The organism is Bradyrhizobium sp. USDA 4506 (assembly GCF_054058795.1).
Genome location: NZ_JBSSBM010000002.1, coordinates 5,516,469 through 5,533,889, shown reverse-complemented (window position 1 = coordinate 5,533,889; position 17,421 = coordinate 5,516,469). Strand labels below are relative to the sequence as shown.

The 17,421-nt window shown below is 63.8% G+C and carries 15 protein-coding genes and 1 pseudogene; 11 read left to right on the top strand and 5 right to left on the bottom strand.

Annotation, left to right across the window (positions count from 1 at the left end):
* Positions 1 to 94 precede the first annotated feature (94 nt).
* Positions 95 to 859, top strand: a complete 765-nt coding sequence (locus ACVIHF_RS28330) for an LLM class flavin-dependent oxidoreductase (RefSeq protein WP_456792901.1) — start codon at positions 95 to 97, stop codon at positions 857 to 859.
* On the top strand, positions 762 to 1,187 hold the full coding sequence (locus ACVIHF_RS28325) for an LLM class flavin-dependent oxidoreductase (protein ID WP_456792900.1): 426 nt from the start codon (positions 762 to 764) through the stop codon (positions 1,185 to 1,187). Before ACVIHF_RS28330 ends, ACVIHF_RS28325 begins: the two co-directional genes overlap by 98 nt.
* Before the next feature lie 5 nt (positions 1,188 to 1,192).
* Here ACVIHF_RS28325 and ACVIHF_RS28320 read toward each other — a convergent pair whose 3' ends face one another.
* Positions 1,193 to 2,533 carry an LLM class flavin-dependent oxidoreductase gene (locus ACVIHF_RS28320; protein ID WP_456792899.1) on the bottom strand — a complete coding sequence of 447 codons (1,341 nt, stop codon included), beginning with the start codon at positions 2,531 to 2,533 and terminating at the stop codon, positions 1,193 to 1,195.
* Positions 2,534 to 2,846: 313 nt separating this feature from the next.
* On the opposite strand from ACVIHF_RS28320, the gene ACVIHF_RS28315 reads away from it, so the two are divergent.
* Genes ACVIHF_RS28315 through ACVIHF_RS28300 form a run of 4 tightly spaced genes read left to right on the top strand, consistent with a single transcriptional unit; the run spans position 2,847 to position 6,622 of the window.
* A complete protein-coding gene (locus ACVIHF_RS28315; protein ID WP_253607003.1) occupies positions 2,847 to 4,475 on the top strand; it encodes an FAD-dependent oxidoreductase in 1,629 nt (542 codons plus the stop codon).
* Positions 4,472 to 4,792, top strand: a complete 321-nt coding sequence (locus ACVIHF_RS28310; RefSeq protein WP_253607004.1) for a 4Fe-4S dicluster domain-containing protein — start codon at positions 4,472 to 4,474, stop codon at positions 4,790 to 4,792. The genes ACVIHF_RS28315 and ACVIHF_RS28310 overlap by 4 nt, the downstream gene beginning before the upstream one ends.
* Before the next feature lie 50 nt (positions 4,793 to 4,842).
* Positions 4,843 to 5,967, top strand: a complete 1,125-nt coding sequence (locus ACVIHF_RS28305) for a methionine ABC transporter ATP-binding protein (protein WP_253607005.1) — start codon at positions 4,843 to 4,845, stop codon at positions 5,965 to 5,967.
* A complete protein-coding gene (locus ACVIHF_RS28300) occupies positions 5,957 to 6,622 on the top strand; it encodes a methionine ABC transporter permease (protein ID WP_253607006.1) in 666 nt (221 codons plus the stop codon). The genes ACVIHF_RS28305 and ACVIHF_RS28300 overlap by 11 nt, the downstream gene beginning before the upstream one ends.
* 13 nt (positions 6,623 to 6,635) lie before the next feature.
* On the opposite strand, the gene ACVIHF_RS28295 is transcribed toward ACVIHF_RS28300, so the two are convergent.
* Positions 6,636 to 7,643 (bottom strand): aliphatic sulfonate ABC transporter substrate-binding protein, encoded by a 1,008-nt coding sequence (locus ACVIHF_RS28295; RefSeq protein WP_253607007.1) that lies wholly within the window; start codon positions 7,641 to 7,643, stop codon positions 6,636 to 6,638.
* A 314-nt stretch (positions 7,644 to 7,957) separates the two neighbouring features.
* Here ACVIHF_RS28295 and ACVIHF_RS28290 point away from each other — a divergent pair, with 314 nt between their 5' ends.
* The gene (locus ACVIHF_RS28290) at positions 7,958 to 8,752 is read left to right on the top strand and encodes a MetQ/NlpA family ABC transporter substrate-binding protein (RefSeq protein WP_057017483.1); all 795 of its coding nucleotides are present in this window, start codon (positions 7,958 to 7,960) and stop codon (positions 8,750 to 8,752) included.
* A 28-nt stretch (positions 8,753 to 8,780) separates the two neighbouring features.
* Positions 8,781 to 9,556, top strand: a pseudogene (locus tag ACVIHF_RS28285) (MetQ/NlpA family ABC transporter substrate-binding protein).
* A 41-nt stretch (positions 9,557 to 9,597) separates the two neighbouring features.
* Here the strand turns inward: ACVIHF_RS28285 and ACVIHF_RS28280 are convergent.
* On the bottom strand, positions 9,598 to 10,998 hold the full coding sequence (locus tag ACVIHF_RS28280) for an LLM class flavin-dependent oxidoreductase (protein WP_253607008.1): 1,401 nt from the start codon (positions 10,996 to 10,998) through the stop codon (positions 9,598 to 9,600).
* A gap of 417 nt (positions 10,999 to 11,415) precedes the next feature.
* Between ACVIHF_RS28280 and ACVIHF_RS28275 the strand changes: the two genes are divergently transcribed.
* From ACVIHF_RS28275 to ACVIHF_RS28265, 3 genes are all read left to right on the top strand, one after another.
* A complete protein-coding gene (locus ACVIHF_RS28275) occupies positions 11,416 to 12,741 on the top strand; it encodes an O-acetylhomoserine aminocarboxypropyltransferase/cysteine synthase family protein (RefSeq protein WP_253607009.1) in 1,326 nt (441 codons plus the stop codon).
* A gap of 33 nt (positions 12,742 to 12,774) precedes the next feature.
* Complete coding sequence (locus ACVIHF_RS28270; protein WP_253589216.1) at positions 12,775 to 13,572, top strand: MetQ/NlpA family ABC transporter substrate-binding protein; 798 nt, start codon at positions 12,775 to 12,777, stop codon at positions 13,570 to 13,572.
* A 745-nt stretch (positions 13,573 to 14,317) separates the two neighbouring features.
* Positions 14,318 to 14,977 carry a TetR/AcrR family transcriptional regulator gene (locus ACVIHF_RS28265; RefSeq protein ID WP_225158698.1) on the top strand — a complete coding sequence of 220 codons (660 nt, stop codon included), beginning with the start codon at positions 14,318 to 14,320 and terminating at the stop codon, positions 14,975 to 14,977.
* Positions 14,978 to 14,986: 9 nt separating this feature from the next.
* Here ACVIHF_RS28265 and paaZ read toward each other — a convergent pair whose 3' ends face one another.
* Both paaZ and ACVIHF_RS28255 read right to left on the bottom strand, forming a co-directional pair.
* Positions 14,987 to 17,014: a phenylacetic acid degradation bifunctional protein PaaZ gene (gene paaZ, locus ACVIHF_RS28260; protein ID WP_253607010.1), complete on the bottom strand. Its 2,028-nt coding sequence runs from the start codon at positions 17,012 to 17,014 to the stop codon at positions 14,987 to 14,989.
* Between the two features lie 116 nt (positions 17,015 to 17,130).
* Positions 17,131 to 17,322: a hypothetical protein gene (locus ACVIHF_RS28255; RefSeq protein ID WP_253607011.1), complete on the bottom strand. Its 192-nt coding sequence runs from the start codon at positions 17,320 to 17,322 to the stop codon at positions 17,131 to 17,133.
* Positions 17,323 to 17,421: the final 99 nt, after the last annotated feature.

Genomic DNA, 17,421 nt, shown 5'->3' with positions numbered 1-17,421 from the left:
GCAAGGAAAATCTTTTGATGCGCCGCTGCTTGATCTGTCGCCGTGCTTCTTTGAAAACACGCCGACGTAACGTCAGGGAAATCGGAGAGACGGCATGTCGACACGACCGCTTCGCTTTGGCATCTGGGCGCTGGTCCATGGTTCGCGCGCGGCCTATCAGGATCCGGAGGAGCCGTATGACGCATCGTGGGAGCGCAATCGCGACCTCGTGCTTGCCGCCGAGGCACTGGGCTACGATTCCACGCTGATCGCGCAGCACACCATCAATCCGCATCGGGAGGATTTCGATCAGCTCGAGGCCTGGAGCGCGGCGGCGGCCGTTGCGGCATTGACCAGCCGGATCGAGATCATCGCGGCCATCAAGCCCTATCTCTATCATCCGGTGGTTCTCGCCAAGCTCGCGCTCGGGATCGAGAACATCAGCCGCGGACGCTTCGCGATCAACCTGGTCAATGCCTGGAACCGGCCCGAACTCGACAAGGCCGGCATCGGCTTTGCCGAGCACGATGCCCGTTACGCCTATGGCCGCGAGTGGATCACGATTGTCTCGCGCCTGATGCAGGGCGAGCGGTTGACCTACAAGGGCGAGCATTTCGACGTCCGCGATTATCTGTTGCGGCCGACGAGCCTCTACCGACCGCGACCATTGATCTATGTCGGCGGCGAATCCGAGCCGGCGCGCGCTTTGGTCGCCGACCACGGGCGACGTCTGGTTCATCAATGGTCAGCCGCTCGAGGATGTCGCGGGCCTCATTGCCGACGTGGCGGCGCGGCCGCGGACGTCGGCGCCGCTTCGCTTCGGGCTGTCCGCCTTCGTCATCGCGCGCCAGACGCAGGCCGAGGCCCAGGCCGCCTATGAGCGGCTGCTTGAGCTGTCGCGGAAGGACGCCTCGATGAAGGTGATCCAGCGACAGAACACCGACCCGAAGGTCGTGATGATGCAGACCATGCAGAAGTCGGAGCGGATCGGCAGCAACGGCGGCACCGCTGCCGGGCTGGTCGGCAGCTATGATGACGTGGCCGCCCGAATCGGGGCGTTCCATGCCGCAGGCATCGAGTTGTTCATGCTGCAGTTCCAGCCTTTCGAGGCCGAGATGGAGCGCTTTGCGAAGGAGATCATCCCGCGCGTCCGCGCAGCGTCATCTGCTGCGAATGACACCCCACCACTGCTGGCGAGCTCGCGGTAACTGCGTCACGCGGTTGCGGCGGCTTCCGTCTGACGCGCAAAGCGGCTGATCGGCCGAGGCAGGCCAAAATGCTCACGCAAGGTGGTGCCGGCGTAATCGGTTCGGAACAGACCGCGGCGCTGCAGGATCGGCACCACGTTGTCGACGAAGACCTCGAGCCCGGTCGGCAGCACGTCCGGCATCAGATTGAATCCGTCGGCCGCGCCGGCCTTGAACCAGGCCTCGATGTCGTTGGCGATCTGCTCGGGCGTGCCGACGATGATGCGGTGTCCGACCCCGCCGCCGAGCGCGCGCAACAACTGCCGGACGGTGAGGTTACCGCGGCGCGCAAGGTTCACCGTGCCCTGGAACATGGTGTGGTTGGCGTTGGCCGGCAGCGGCAGCGGATCGGGTAGCGGCTTGTCGAGCTCAAGGATCGCAGGATCGACCTGCAATGTGCCCGCGAGACGCGCCAGGCCGTACTCGATCGGAACCAGCTCCCACAGCTCATCCTGCCGCCGTCTCGCCTCGGCTTCGGTGCTGCCGATCACTGTGGCAAGGCCCGGCAGGATGACGATGGAGTCGCCGGCGCGGCCGTAGGTCGCGGCGCGGGCGCGCAGATCGCGCGCATAGGCGACGCCTTCCTCGATCGTCTGCGCCAGCGTGAACACAGCTTCGGCCTGCGCGGCAGCGAGATCACGTCCGTCGTGCGAGCCACCGGCCTGCACGGTCACCGGGCGGCCCTGCGGCGAACGCGGCACGTTAAGCGGACCGGCCACGGCGTAATGGGCGCCGCGATGCGCGATCGGATGAACCTTCGACGTATCGACAAATCGCGCCGAGGACTTGTCGCCGACAAAGGCGTCGTCCTCCCAACTGTCCCACAGCGCATGGACGACCTCGGCGAACTCCTTGGCGCGCTCGTAGCGGGCCTTGTGCTCCAGCACGTTGCTGAGGCCGAAATTGCGGCTGGCCGACGCGTCGGCAGTGGTCACCGCATTCCAGCCGGCGCGGCCGCCGCTCGCGAGATCCAGGGTCGCGAAGCGGCGCGCGATGTTATACGGCTCGTTGTAGGTGGTCGAGGCGGTCGCGATCAACCCGATATGGCTGGTCGCCGCGGCCACCGATGCCAGCACGATCGTCGGTTCCATCGACATGAAGGAGCGGTAGTCGATGCGGTCGGTGATCGCCGGTGTGTCGGCAAGGAAGATCGCATCGAGCTTGCCGCGCTCGGCGATCTCAGCCACGCGCACATAATGGCCGACGTCGAAGCAGGCGCGAGGATCGCTTTCGGGCAGCCGCCACGCCGACGCATAGACGCCGGAGTGCAGCAGATTGACATTGAGATGAAGCTGACGATCGGACATGGCGACCCCGCATTGAGGTGAGACGACTCACGAAGTATCGCCTGTCAGGCCACATGAAAACGAACGGCCGGCGCGTGCATGCAAAAAGAAATATCCGTCTCCGCTGCGCGATCTGCGAACAAATCTGGTGTCGATCTTCTGCGATGAGCGGAACATCCCCTCCGCCGCCGCATGAATATTCTGCCACGTGCCGCGGCAGGGGAAGCTTCGTCCAAGTCTGCGCAAATATCTGAAATTGCCAGGGCAGCCTGCGCGCGTAACGATGCTGTTGCGGCGCGTTGCAAGCAATCGGTGCCACCCGGAGAACTGAACGATGACAGTCCACGAGCGACGCGCCGAACAGCGAACCGCGCCAGGCGGTTCGGTCGAATTCGACGCCGACGTGCTGGTGATCGGCGGCGGACCGGCAGGCACGTGGGCCGCGGTGAGCGCAGCCGAGTGCGGCGCACGCGTCGTGCTCGCCGACAAGGGATTTTGCGGCACGTCGGGTGCCACCGCGGCTGCCGGCACCGGCGTCTGGTATGTCGATCCCAATCCGGCGCTGCGCAAGGCCGCGATGGCCAATCGCGAAAAGATGGGCGGGCACCTGCAGGATCGCCGCTGGATGGCGCGCGTGCTCGACCAGACCTACGAGGACAGCAATCGTCTGGCCGCCTGGGGTTACCCTTACCCGGTCGACGACAGCGGCACATCGCAGCGCAACTCGCTGCAGGGGCCGGAATACATGCGCCTGATGCGCAAGCGCACCAAGCAGGCCGGCGTCACCATTCTCGATCACAGTCCGGCGCTTGAGCTGCTGGTGGATGACGACGGCTCGGTTGCGGGAGCCAGCGGCGTGCGCCGCCAGAAGCACGATCGCTGGATCGTGCGCGCCAAGGCTGTCGTCATGGCGACCGGCGGCTGCGCGTTCCTGAGCAAGACGCTGGGATCGAATGTGCTGACCGGAGACGGCTATCTGATGGCCGCGGAGGTCGGGGCCGAGTTCAGCAGCATGGAATTCTCGAATCCCTATGCGATCTCGCCGGCGTTCGGCTCCGTGACCAAGACGCTGTTTTATGGCTGGGCGACCTTCAGCTACGAGGACGGCAGCGTCGTTCCCGGTGCGGCATCCAAGGGCGGGCGATCGGCGATTGCGCGCGCGCTGCTTCAGGGACCGGTCTATGCGCGCCTCGACAAGGCCGACGACGAGGTGCAGCGTCACATGCGCGCATCGCAGCCGAATTTCTTCCTGCCGTTCGATCGCACCGGCATCGATCCCTTCAGGGAGCGTTTCCCCGTCACCTTGCGGCTCGAAGGCACCGTGCGCGGCACCGGCGGCCTTCGCATTGTCGACGATAGCTGCGCCACCAGCGTGCCGGGACTCTATGCCGCCGGTGATGCAGCGACGCGCGAATTGATCTGCGGCGGCTTCACCGGCGGCGGCAGCCACAATGCCGCCTGGGCGATGTCATCGGGGACCTGGGCCGGATGGGGCGCTGCCGGCTATGCAAGGCAGCTGGGCCCGGCACGTCAACGACGACTGGCGTCCGCCGGTACCGTCGCGTTCCGAAGCAAGGCGGGTCGCGCGTTTGAGCCCGCCACGCTGACAAAGGCGGTCCAGGACGAGGTCTATCCGTTTGAGCTGAACTACTTCCGGCATGCCTCGCGTCTCGAAGGCGCCCTCGAGCGGCTGGATGCGGCGTGGGTCAATGCATCATCGGCCGATGCGGCGAGCAAGGACGATCTGCTGCGCGCCCGCGAGAGCGCGGCCATGCTGGCGACGTCGCGCTGGATGTACCGCAGCGCGCTGGCGCGGAACGAAAGCCGCGGCATGCATCGCCGCGACGACTATCCCGATCAAGACGACCGCCAACGCCATTACGTGACGAGCGGCGGTTTGGACGAGGTCTGGACCACGGTGCGGCCGCATGCCGAGGCCAGCTATGCAGAGGCCGCGGAATGATCGAGGTGATCGACGCCGAGCGCTGCACGTGCTGCGACATCTGCGTGAATGTCTGCCCCACCAATGTCTTCGACAAGACGGAGGGGATTCCGGTGATCGCCCGTCAGGGCGATTGCCAGACCTGTTTCCTCTGCGAACTGTATTGTCCCGAGGACGCGCTTTACGTGTCGCCTTATGCGGAGGAGCCTCGCCCGACCGACGTGGTCGCGTTGCGGCAGACTGCCGCGTTGGGCAGCTACCGCCGCGCGGTCGGCTGGACCGACGAGACGCGCGATCTCCGCGGCATCGACCGCAGCTATCTGCTCTTTGGTCATTGAGCCCGGGCTGTGCCCGGCGACCGAAGCGATTTCCCAATTGGACCGACTGAATGAATGTACATCAATCCCTGACGACGGCGCAGCCTGTTGCGCCGCTGCCGTCGATTCCGCTCGCTTCCAACGCGAGCGAAGCCATGATCCGCTTCGAGGCGGTCTCGAAGGTCTATCCGGCCTATCGCGGCAAGCCGAGCGTGCATGCCTTGCAGGCGATCGACTTCGCGATCCCGCGCGGCTCGATCACCGGCGTGATCGGCCGCTCCGGCGCCGGCAAATCGAGCCTCGTCCGCCTCATCAACGGGCTTGAGAAGCCGTCGAGCGGCCGCGTCGTCGTCGATAACAGCGAGATCTCGGCGCTTGCCGGTCGCGAGCTGCGCCTGGCGCAGCGCTCGATCGGCATGATCTTCCAGCACTTCAACCTGCTGTCGTCGCGGACGGCGGCGGACAATATCGCCTTGCCGCTCGAGATCGCCGGCTGGTCCAGGGCCGACATCGCCGTCCGTGTAGCCGAGCTGCTCGAGCTCGTCGGCATTGCCGACAAATACGATCGTTATCCCTCGGAATTGTCCGGCGGCCAGAAGCAGCGCATCGGCATCGCCCGCGCGCTGGCGACTCGGCCGAATGTGCTGCTGTCCGACGAGGCGACGTCGGCGCTCGATCCGCAGACCACGCGCGCGATTCTGGACCTGCTGGCCAACATCAATCGTGAACTCGGGGTCACGATCGTGTTGATCACCCACGAGATGTCGGTGGTCCGCCAACTCGCCAAGGAAGTCGCGGTGATCGACGGCGGCCAGGTCGTCGAACGCGGCCATGTCGCGGAAATCTTCACGCATCCGCAGCATCCGGTCACGCAGGCGTTCCTTTCCGAGGTGATCGGGGACAGTGTTCCGGTCTCGCTGGCGAGCCGCCTTTCGCCACAGCCGGTTGCCGGCGGGCAGACGGTCCTTCGCGTGCAGGTGCGCGGTACTGAAGCCGGCGACACCGTGGTGGCGCGGCTTTCGCGCGAACTGTCCCATGACGTGGCGCTGCTATCGGCCCGCATCGATGAGATCGGCGGCCAGCACGTGGGCTCGCTAATCCTTGGCATTCCCGGCGGTGAAGCCACGGCCAGGCAGGCCCTGGCCTATCTTTCTCAGCATGACATTCTGGTGGAGCGTCTCGGCTATGTCGCGTGAACTCATCAACCTGATCGTTCAGGCCACGGGCGAGAGCCTTTTCATGGTCTCGGTGGCTGCGCTGGTTGCGACCGCGCTGGGCCTTCCGCTTGGCGTCTTCCTGGCGACCAGCCGGAAAGGGGAGCTGTTCGCCGCGCCGCCAGCCAATGGCGTGCTCGGCGTCATCGTCAATGCGGCCCGCTCGACGCCGTTCATCATCCTGGTGGTTGCGATGATTCCTTTCACGCGGCTGATTGCCGGCACCTCGATCGGATCGGGCGCGGCAATCGTGCCGCTCACCATCGCGGCAACGCCGTTCATTGCCCGTCTGGTCGAGGCGGCGATCCGCGAGGTCGATGCCGGTCTGATCGAGACGGCGTCCTCGTTCGGTGCAAGCCCGCTGCAGATCGTGTTCAAGGTCCTGATCCCGGAGGCTTTGCCGGGCCTGGTGCTGGCCCTGACGCTCGCGGTGGTCAGCCTGCTCGGCTACTCCGCAATGGTCGGGGCCGTCGGAGGCGGCGGCCTCGGCGACCTCGGCATTCGCTATGGCTATCAGCGCTTCATGCCCGAAATGATGCTGGCGGTCGTCGTCGTTTTGATCGCGCTGGTTCAGACCGTGCAGACCGCCGGCGACTATCTGGCGCGCCGCGTCAACCGCCGCCTGCGTCATCGCTAAAGGTGCGGTGGCGTCACGATCCCTTCGGTGCCCAGATCCTGACGTCGCCGGTATCGACCTTGCGTGGCAGCAGACCTTCCGCCGTGAAGGTATCGGCGATCTTCTGCTGCTCGGAAAGGCCGGCCGCGGTGACCACGCCGACCTTGTAGGAGCGATGGCTGTTGGCCTCCTCCACCGTGGCGGCGTCGATGCCCCACAGGCCGGCGAGCAGCGCCGCGGCCTCGTTCGGATTGGCTTTGATCCAGGTGCCGGTTTCCACCAACCTGGCAAAGATGACATTCAGTGCATCGGCCCGCTTTTCGGCGAACGCGGCCGAGGCAAGATAGTAACGCTTGTAGTTGGCGAGCCCGCCGCTGCCGTCGGTCAGGATGCGCGTGCTGGACTGGCGTTGCGCGCTGCTGAGGAACGGATCCCAGGCGACCCAGGCGTCGACATTGCCGCTGACGAATGCCGCGCGGCCATCGGCCGGCGTCAGATAGGCCGGTGTGATGTCCTTGAAGGACAGTCCGGCCTTGGCAAGTACCGCCAGCAGCAGGAAGTGGCTGCCCGCGCCCTTGGTGACCGCGACCTTCTTGCCCTTGAGATCGGCCGGCGCTTTGATCGCGGAATCCTTCGGCACCAGGATCGCCTGCGCCGATGGAGAAGCGGCTTCCTCGGCGACGTAAGCGAGCTTGGCGCCGGCGGCCTGGGCGAAGATCGGCACGGTGTCGGCGACGTCGGCTCCGAAATCGATGCTGCCGACATTGATGGCCTCGAGCAGCGGCAGGCCGCTTGTGAACTCGTGCCACGACACGGTGATGCCGAGCGGCGCCAACGCCTTCTCCAGCGCGCCGTTGGTCTTCAGGATAGCGGTCAGCGTCGACGATTTCTGGTAGCCGATCCGGATTTCCTCGGCGGCCGCAGGCCGAACCAGCGAGGTCATCGCAAGCAGCCCGATGGCGGCGACAGCAAGACGGCGCGACATCGCAGTCGCCGATGATGCGGCCTGCGCTGGCGGGATGAGGCGGGCAAAGATGGGCATGGCAAGTTGTCCTTAGCCGGTTCGATCTGTTGCCATTTGTGTGCAATCGGTGCGCCGGAGGCAATCGCGGAGAAGTCGTCCGAACGAGTGCAATTTTCTCTGCAAGCGAAGTCCGCGAGAAAAGCATTTTTTTCTGCGCGTTGCAGCTGGCATCAGCAGATAAGTCGCTCGCTGCGCCAAGATGCCCGGCCGGCTCCATTCTCTTTTCATCGCGGCCACAGCAGCGGCGACTCGTCATCGGGAAAAATTTGGATTCTCATTTCATTGATTTCGTCCCTGGCGCGAGCGATGAACTTGATAGCGAGTTCAGTTCCATGGAGACAAAGATGTTGCTTCGATCCATTTTCGCTCTTGCAGGCGCTGTTGCGATCTGGTCGACGGCCGCCGCGGCAGAAACGATCAAGATCGGCGTGACGCCCGGGCCGCATGCACAAATCCTCGAGGCCGTGAAACCGATCGCGGCGAAGAGCGGGCTCGAGCTTCAGCTTATCGAGTTCTCCGACTATGTCGTTCCGAACGCGGCGCTCGACGCCGGCGACATCCAGGCCAACTCGTTTCAGAACCAGCCTTATCTGGACAACCAGAAAGCCGATCGCGGCTACAAGATCGAGCAGGTGGGACTGACGGTCAATTTTCCGATCGGCGTCTATTCGCGCAAGCACAAGAACTGGGCCGACGTTCCTGACGGAGCCAAGGTCTCAATTCCCAATGATCCGACCAATGGCGGCCGGGCGCTGCTTCTGCTGCGCGACAAGGGCGCAATCAAGCTGAAGAGCGACGTCGGTTTCAAGCCGACCGTTATCGACATCGCCGACAATCCCAAAAACCTGAAATTCGTCGAGGTCGACGCAGCCCAGGCGCCCCGGGCGCTCGACGATGTCGATGCGGCGGTCATCAACACCAACTATGCGACACAGGCCGGTCTCGATCCGGTCAAGGATCCGATCCTGCGCGAGGATCCGAAAGGGCCATACGTCAATCTGATCGCGGTTCGCTCCGCCGACAAGGACAAGCCGTGGGTCAAGATCCTGGTCGACAGCTACCACACGCCCGAGATCAAGGAATTCGTCCAGACCAAGTTCAAGGGCGCGGTGCTGCCCGGCTGGTAGTTGCCGCCCCAATTGCTGAAGGATGATGATGCGTATTCTGATGACGGCGGTTGCCGCGGTAACGCTCCTGGTCGGCACCGCGAGGGCCGAGACGGTCCGCGTTGGCGTCACGGCCGGACCACACGCCGAGATCCTCGAAGTCGTCAAGAAAGTGGCTGCGGGCCATGGGTTCGACATCAAGGTGGTCGAATTCACGGACTACGTGATCCCGAACCAGGTGCTCGCGCTCGGGGATCTCGCGGCCAATTCGTTCCAGCACGAGCCTTATTTGAAGAACCAGATATCGAAGACCGGCTGGAAGATCGTCAAGGTCGCCAACACGATTGCGTCGCCGCAGGGTGTCTACTCGTTGAAATACAAGAAGCTGGCCGATCTTCCGGATGGCGGGCGGGTGGCGATCGCCAACGATCCTTCCATGGCGCGCGCGGCCTGATGATCCTTGCGCTGCACGGCGTGATCAAGCTCAAGGACCCCAACAACGTCGCGTCGACCATTGCCGACGTCACTGACAATCCGAAGCATCTGCGCTTCGTCGAGCTTGATGCCGCGCAGTTGCCGCGTTCCCTGCAAGATGTCGATCTGGTCTCGATCAACAACAATTATGCGGTTCAGGCCGGGCTCAATCCCGCCACCGATGCAATTGCCCGCGAGGCGGCCGATGGCCCGTGGGTCAACATCGTTGCCGTGCGCGAGGCGGACAAGGACAAGCCCTGGGTCAAGCAGCTGATCGATGCCTACCATTCCGAGGAGGTCAAGGCATTCCTCGAGAAACGCTTCAAGGGCACCTACATCGCAACCTGGTGACGGGCGTTGACCGCCCATCGCCGGGAGGTTTCCAGGCCGATCTATTCGGCGGCTTCGGTGCGCGCTGCCGTCGAGGCGCGGCGGAAGCCGGCGCCGGGATGCGTGGCGTCAAGATAGGGTCCGCGTCCGGGGAACAGCTTCTCGCGGAGCGTGCCTTCGCGATAGGCTGTCTTGTAGACTCCGCGTGACTGCAATTCCGGCACGACGAGGTCGACGAATGACGTCAGTGATTCCGGCGCGACGAGGCGGAACAGGTTGAAGCCGTCGACGTCGGTTTCGTCGGCCCAGGCGATCAGCTCATCGGCCACGTCCTGGGGTGAGCCGACCACGAATGGCGAGCGTGCGCCGATCCGGCTCAGCGTCGCGAGATCACCGACCTTGACCGGCCGCTCGCTCCGCAACGTGAAATTCTCGACCATCGACTGGATCGCGTTGCTCTCGACATATTGTACCGCCTGATCGGGACGATAGTTCGAGAAGTCGATGCCGGTCCAGCCCGAGAGCAGAGCCAGCTGGCCGGCTTGATCGACATACCCTGCGTACTCCTCGAGCAGATCGTTGGCCTCCGCGCGCGTCGGGGCAACGATCACGGTCGCGCCGGCGAACAGGCGGATATCATAGAGATCTCGTCCGAACGCCTTGGCCGCTTCCCTGATCTCGCGTACGGCACGAGCCAGAATGGGCCTGGTCTGGCCGTTGAGGAAGATCGCCTCCGCGTGCCTCGCCGCGAAGGCGCGGCCGCGCTTCGAGGTTCCCGCCTGATACAGCAACGGTGTGCGTTGTGGCGAGGGTTCGGCGAGGTGGATGCCGTCGACCTGGTAATGAAGTCCCTGGTGCCGCACATTGTGGATCCTTGTCGGATCCGTGAACACGCGCGCTGTCCGGTCACGGCGAACCGCGCCGTCCTCCCAGCTGCCTTCCCATAGCTTATAGCTCGCAATGAGAAACTCCTCGGCCGCCTCGTAGCGTTCATCATGCGCGCGGTTGGCCTCAAGGCCCATTCCGCGGGCGCCGCTGTCGAGATAGCCGGTGACGATGTTCCAGCCGATCCGCCCGCGAGTGAGATGATCGAGCGTCGAGAAGCGGCGGGCGAACTGGTAGGGATGCTCGTAGGTGAGGTTGGATGTGATGCCGAAGCCGAGATGCTTCGTTGCGTAAGCCATGGCGGAGACGAGCAGGGTCGGCTCGGCGTTCGGCAATTGAACGGCGTGACGCAGCGCAGTGTCAGGACTGCTGCCGTAGACGTCATAGATACCAAAGACGTCGGCGAGGAAGATGCCGTCGAGCAGGCCGCGTTCGGCGGTTCTGGCGTAGTCGACCCAATAGTCGAGCGAGTTGTAGTTAAGTGAAGTGTCGCGCGGATGCGACCAGAGACCGGCCCAGTTGTGGCTCGGCGCCATCATGTTGAACGCGTTGAAGCGAAGTTCCTTTGGTCTGGTCATTGCGCAATTCCGCTAATTGAGGACTGAGAGGTGATTTATCACGTCAGCTGCGCGGCTTTATTTTCTATATGGAAAGACAGGATCAAAATCGTGCTTTGTCTTCGATCCGGCGCAGCAGAGATTCGTTTGTTCGACGTCGTCGTGCTGTTCGAAATGACGGTATGCACGACATTGCGTACTGATTTGCAGGCGCGATCGGCAGATGACTCATCAGCTCCACTGAGCCGTTCAAACCGGCGGAGCAGTGAAACAAATGTTACGCGACAGGCGCCGCGGCTGAAAAATTAGCGACGCCATCAGACGCGCCGCCAGCACGCTCATCGCTATTTTCTCCGATGTCTCGACAGTCGCGGACGCTGCTGCGCATCATTCCTTGCCTTTTGATGCTGGGTCCGCGGATTTCAGGAGAATTTCGAGATGCCGATCGAAACCAAGAATGTCGAGACGCTCGCCTTGCATGGCGGATCGTACCGGTCCGACCCGGCGACCGGCGCCGTCGCCGTTCCGATCTACCAAACGACGTCCTTTCAATTCGAGAATACCGATCACGCATCGCGGCTGTTCGCCCTGGAGGCGATCGGACAGATCTACACCAGGATCAAGAATCCGACGGCTGACGCGTTCGAGGAGCGCCTAGCCGCGCTGGAAGGCGGCGTTGGCGCGCTGGCCGTGGCGTCGGGCCAGTCGGCGACGGCTTACGCGATCTTCAACATCGCGCAAGCCGGCGACAATATCGTCTCATCGACCGATCTGTACGGCGGCACCTGGACGCTGCTGTCGCAGACGCTGAAGCAGTTCGGCATCGAGGTTCGCTTCGTCGATCCGGCCGATCCGGAAAACTTCCGCCGGGCGACCGATGCGAAGACCCGGGCCTATTTCGCCGAGACGCTGCCGAACCCCAAGCTCAACGTCTTCCCGATCAGGGAAGTCGCGGATATCGGCCGTTCGCTCGGCGTGCCGCTGATTCTCGACAACACCGCCGTCCCGCTCATTGCGCGCCCGTTCGAGCACGGCGCAGCGATCGTCGTCTATTCCGCGACAAAGTATATCGGCGGCCACGGCACGTCGATTGGCGGAGCGATCATCGATGGCGGCAATTTCGACTGGGCGGCGCACGCCGAGCGCTTCCCGCTGCTGACGCAGCCGGACGATGCCTATCACGGGGCGATCTGGACCGAGGCAGCCAAGCCGCTCGGTCCGATCGCCTACATCCTGCGCGCACGCGTGAAGCTGCTGCGCGATCTCGGTGCCGCGGTCGCTCCCCAGAACGCATTTCAGTTCATCCAGGGACTCGAGACCTTGCCCCTGCGGCTGCGTCAGCACAACGAGAACGCGATCAAGGTCGCGAATTTCCTGGCACGACATCCCGCCGTTTCGCACGTAATCTTCCCCGGACTGCAGAGCGGGGAGGACCGGCGCCGCGCCGATCTCTATCTGAAGGGCGGCTATGGCGGGCTGGTCGGCTTCGAGCTGAAGGGGGGCGTCGAGACCGGCCGTCGTTTCATCGATGCGCTGAAACTGTTCTATCACGTCGCCAATATCGGCGATGCGCGCTCGCTGGCGATCCATCCGGCATCGACCACCCATCAGCAACTGAGCGGCGCAGAGCAGCTCGCGGCAGGCGTGACGCCCGGCTACATCAGGCTTTCGGTCGGCATCGAACATCCCGACGACATCCTCGCCGACCTCACCCAGGCATTGACTGATGCTGAGGCGGGAAGCAGCGGCCGCAAGGCGGCCTGATCGATCCCTGAAGACGGAGTTGAAACCGAGACCATGAAGACATTGTTGCGCCTGGCGCAGGCGGCTGGCGTGCTGCTTGCCATGACTGCGGCCGCCGTTGCGGACGAACCTCTCAAGATCGCGACCAGCGCCGGCCCGGTCGGTCAGCTGGCTGGCTTTGCCGCCAAGCTCGCCAAGGACAAGGGACAGGACGTCAAGATCGTCGAGCTGTCGGACTGGGTCGCGTTGAACGAGGTGGTGAACAGCGGCGACGTCGACGCCAACCTGTTCCAGCACGCCACCTATCTCGCGATCCAGAACAAGCAGCGCGGCTTCGACCTGGTCCAGGTCGACAAGGTCGGCGTGATCGCGCCCGTCGGGCTGTTCTCGAAGAAGATCAAGTCGCTCGAGGAGATCAAGTCCGGCGACAGCGTTGCGATCCCGAACGAGCCGCTCAACGGCGCGCGTGGCTTGATCCTGCTCGAACGCGCCGGACTGATCAAGCTGGCGCCGGGCAAGGGTTTTTCGGTCAATCGGTTTGATATCATCGAAAATCCCAAGAACCTGAAGATCGTCGAGCTCGATCCGGCGCAGACCTACCGGTCGCTCGATGACGTCACGCTTGCGCTCGTCAACATCACCTATCTGATACCGGCCGGCGGTGATCCAAAATCGGCGCTGGTGATCGACCGCACGGTCGATGACGGTCTCGTGCTGCGCTTTACCGCGCGGCCGGACAAGAAGGACGATCCGCGCCTGAAGGCCTTCATCCAGGTCTTCAATTCACCCGAGGTCAAGCACTTCATCGAGGAGAAGCTGCCGGCGTTCATTCCGGCCGGCTTCGGCAGCTAGAGCTTTCCCGAGCGAAGTGGACGCCGGTTCGCGGCAGGAAAGCGCGTCAAAAACTAGAATCTAGAGCCCCGTTCCGATTCCATCGGAACGGGGCTCTAGACGCGCGCGAAGGATGCGACCGCCGTTCCTCGTCGGCGCGAACCGGTAGAGCGGGCGCTGTCATGCTATCGCTCTGTGTGTGATCCTGCCGCACGACATGTGCGGCGTGGGCAGACTGACGTCGGCGTGGCGATGGATCACATCTGCTGCGGTCTCGACTGGGCATGCGTCGCGCCAACGAGCGATCAGCCGTGAGGACCAAACAGAAAGAGTTCGTACATGTCCTTGCCGTCGGGGTTGGCGGCGCGGGCCAGCCGCCGCTGCCATCTCTTCAGCCGACGGGCCGCGCGACGAAGGACGTGGAGCCAAGAGGATGTCCGCACCCAGAGCCTCCTTCGCATTCCGAGCCGTTCAATGAACGATAACACGCTCCTGTTCGGGACGCGCGCGAAACTCGGCGGCGCCGCGAACTTTGCAATCAGACGCGCATGGCGAGGCGATTTGCAGCAGAGAGATGCTCTCGCGACGCGGCGCCAGGAAAATTCATTCCGGGCAATGTTGCCCGATCGCCGGGCTTATGGAATTGTCCGACCGGATGGTCAATAAATAGCGGTTCGGAGGCGGGGCTGTGGTCCCGGAACCTTGCGACTATTGACTGACATCTCTGGACGATGGCCGAACGGCCGCCTGGTGAAACGGACAAGACATGGCCCGATCGCGCGCCAAGGACTATGACGACAAGCGCCTCTCGATGCTGCATCGCTCGGCCGAGCTGTTTGCCGCATCGGGATATGTCGGCACGTCGATGAACACCATCGCCGATGCCTGCGGGGTTTCGAAGGCGCTGCTCTATCACTATTATCCCGACAAGGAAGCGATCCTGTTCGATATCCTGTCGTCGCACCTCGCGAAGCTGGTGGCGGCGGTCCGCAAGGCGAGCGCACAGGCCGGCGATCCGGTCGCGCGCTTCAGGACGATCGTTGCGACCCTGCTCGAGCTCTACCGGCATGCCGACGCCGAACATCAGGTCCAGATCTCAAGTCTCAAGCTGTTGCCGAAGGACAAGCAACAGCCGCTGCTCGCAAGCGAGCGGATCCTGGTTGGGATCATGTCGGACGCACTCGCCGCCGCCGTGCCGGCGGCGAAGCACAAGCGCCTGCTCAAGCCGCTGACGATGAGCGTCTTCGGCATGCTGAACTGGCATTACATGTGGTTTCGCGAGGGCGGGCCGATGACCCGCGCCGAATATGCCGGTTTCGTCGCGCAACTCGTGCTGGCCGGCGCCGACGATGCCGCGGCCGCCGCCACCCGGCCGCGCGGCAGGGCGAAATCGGCCGGCCGCAGCCGGCAGGCCGAGTTGCTCTGACGCGGGCCGTTAAGCCCGCATCGCATTCATCGTCAGCAGCTCGTAGGTCGCCGCGGTTTCGCCGGTGCCGGTCGTGATCTCGACGTCCCAGCGTACCTCGCCATATTGCTTGTTGCGCGGCATCTTCTCCTTCGCGGTCAGCCGCACCTGGATCTGTTCGCCGGGCTGGACGGGTTTGACGAAGCGCAGCGAGTCGAGGCCGTAATTCGCCAGCACCGGCCCGTAGTCGGGATCGACGAACAGGCCGGCCGCAAACGACAGCAGCAGATAGCCATGCGCGACGCGGCCTGGGAAGAACGGATGCCCCTTGGTCGCTTCCTCGTCCATATGGGCGTAGAAGGTGTCGCCCGTGAAATGCGCGAAGTGCTCGATGTCGTCGAGCGTGATCTGCCGCGACTTCGAGACCAGCGTGCGGCCGATCTCGAGATCGTCATAGTGATAGCGGAACGGATGCAGGTCGCCTTCGAGCATCGGGCTGCTCTTGAACCAGCGGCCGGTGACGCCGCTCAGCATCGCCGGCGATCCCTGCAATGCGGTGCGCTGCATGTAGTGCTGGAGGCTGCGGACGCCGCCCAGTTCCTCGCCGCCGCCGGCCCGGCCGGGGCCGCCGTGAACCATCTGCGGCATCGGCGAACCGTGTCCGGTGTGCTCGCTCGCGCAGTCGCGGTCGATGATCGCGACGCGGCCGTGAAAACTGCCGATGCCAAATGCCAGTTCGGTCGCAGCCGGGATGTCGTGCGTGTAGATGGATGCGACGAGGCTGCCGCCGCCGCGATTGGTCAGCGCGATCGCCTGCTCCAGATCGTCGTAACCCATCACGGTGCTGACAGGCCCGAACGCCTCGATCTCGTGGACTGCGGATGCGGCGAGCGGCTTGGCGCAATGCAGCAGCAGCGGCGGAACGAAGGCGCCGCGCTTCGCGTCGGCATCGAGCAGCCCGAAGTTGCCGGGATCGCCGGCCACCAGTTCGGCTTCGGCGCGAAGCTTCGCGACATGGGCAAGCACATCGCTGCGCTGGCCGAGCCCGACCAGCGGCCCCATCCTGACCTTGTCGTTTTCGGGATTGCCGATCGTGACCTTGGCCAGACGGTCGCGCAGCGCCGTGATCACGGCATCGAGCTGCGCCGACGGCACCAGCGCGCGACGGATCGCGGTGCATTTCTGGCCGGCCTTGACCGTCATCTCCTTCGCCACTTCCTTGACGAAGAGGTCGAACTCCGGACTTCCCGGCACTGCGTCCGGAGCGAGGATTGCGGCGTTCAGCGAATCCCGTTCGGCGATGAACCTGACCGCTTCGCGCGCGATGACCGGATGCCGCTGCAGTTTTTGCGACGTGTCGGCCGAGCCTGTGAAGGACACCACGTCCTGGCAGGTCAGATGGTCGAACAAGTCGCCGGTCGATCCGACGATGAATTGCAGCACGCCTTCGGGCAGCACGCCGGATTCGGTGATGATCCGGACCAGTTCGTGGGCGACATAGGAGGTGACCGTCGCGGGCTTGGTCACGACGGGCACGCCGGCCAGCAGCGCGGGCGCCAGCTTCTCCAGCATGCCCCAGCACGGAAAGTTGAATGCGTTGATGTGCACGGCGACGCCGTGCAGCGGCGTCACGATATGCTGACCGGCGAATGCGCCACCCTTGGAGAGCCCTTCGACATTGCCGTCGAGCAGGACTTTGCTGTTCGGAAGTTCGCGGCGTCCCTTGCCGGCAAAGGCGAACAACGTGCCGATGCCGCCGTCGACGTCGATGACAGCGTCGGTGCGGGTTGCGCCCGCATGGAACGATAGTTTGTAGAGCCGGTCCTTGTGCTGGGTCAGATAGTCGGCCAGCGCCTTCAGTAGGCCCGCGCGCTGATGGAACGTCAGCTTTCTGAGATGTTTGCCGCCGATCGCGCGGCCATAGGCGAGGATCTCGCGCATGTCGAGATCGCTCCTGGTGGTGACCGCCACCACATCGCCGGTGACGGCACTGTGAATCTCGGCTGCCGGTTCGCCCGGGCCGGACCATTTTCCGCGCACGAAGCTGTCGAGCTTCATGACGTTGCCCGCCGTCCGTGCACCACTGGATTGAGGCTGTGTCATCGCAATTGGACCTTCTGACTTGTGATCAATGATGCGTCTCGCCTTGACGGCGGAATGTTCAATCCGAACGTTCAAGCTTTGGCTCGTCCGACAAAGCGCGTCGCGCGCTTTTCGAGAAAGGCGTTGAGCGTCACGACGCGATATTCGGCGCGGATATCGGTCAACACCAAATCGCTGACCATGATGACCTCCCGTTGCGGCTTCTGGTGGCCGAAGGTTGCGTGACGTGCGCTTGGATTACTATTGACCGTCCGGTCAGTCAATTATAATCCGCGTAACGGCTTGGGATGACGACACCGGGCAATATCGAGCGAGCACGATTTCGGTCTCGGTTGCGATTTCAGATCCGGCAATAGCGTCAG